This is a genomic window from Cohnella fermenti (assembly GCF_004801405.1).
Taxonomy (GTDB): Bacteria; Bacillota; Bacilli; order Paenibacillales; family Paenibacillaceae; genus Cohnella; species Cohnella fermenti.
Map to the genome: position 1 here is coordinate 1 of NZ_SSOB01000118.1, position 696 is coordinate 696.

The window sequence follows — 696 nt, forward strand, 5'->3', positions numbered from 1 at the left end:
CGGACATCCCCGGATCAACGCCTGCTTACGGCTCCCCGAGGCAATTTCGCTGTTCGCCGCGTCCTTCTTCAGCTCCTGGCGCCTAGGCATCCTCCGTGCGCCCTTATTAGCTTAACCACGTTGCAACTTCCCGTTAGCCAAAGGCTAGTAGGGAGGTTGTCAACCACCTGCAATCGCTATCGCCAAAGGCGAGAGAGATTGTCAGGAACCCGCAACGGCTCGTTAGAGTCGTTGTCGGGATGCAAACCACTAAGGCAGAAGATCCATTCTACATTGCGCTAATCGTTTCGTATCCAGTTGTCAAGGTACAAGGTGTGTGAAGAATGCAATCGACCGAAGTCGCTTGCCCCTTCAAAACTGAACTCGAGCGTAATGAATGTACTACTCATATTGCCCCGAAGGGCTCCTTAGAAAGGAGGTGATCCAGCCGCACCTTCCGATACGGCTACCTTGTTACGACTTCACCCCAATCATCTACCCCACCTTCGACGGCTGGCTCCCAACCGGGGTCCCCGGAAAGTATTCGGAATACGCTTCGCAGCTTACTCTTCACTTTCTGGGGCGGCTTAGGTTACCCCACCGGCTTCGGGTGTTGTAAACTCTCGTGGTGTGACGGGCGGTGTGTACAAGACCCGGGAACGTATTCACCGCGGCATGCTGATCCGCGATTACTAGCAATTCCGACTTCATGCAGGC

Annotated in this window: 2 rRNA genes; both read right to left on the reverse strand. The window is 54.6% G+C overall.

Annotated features, from left to right (window positions below):
• Nucleotides 1-117 (reverse strand): 23S ribosomal RNA (locus E6C55_RS33265); the annotation flags it as partial.
• 294 nt (nt 118-411) lie between these two features.
• Nucleotides 412-696: ribosomal RNA gene (locus tag E6C55_RS33270) — 16S ribosomal RNA — on the reverse strand; the annotation flags it as partial.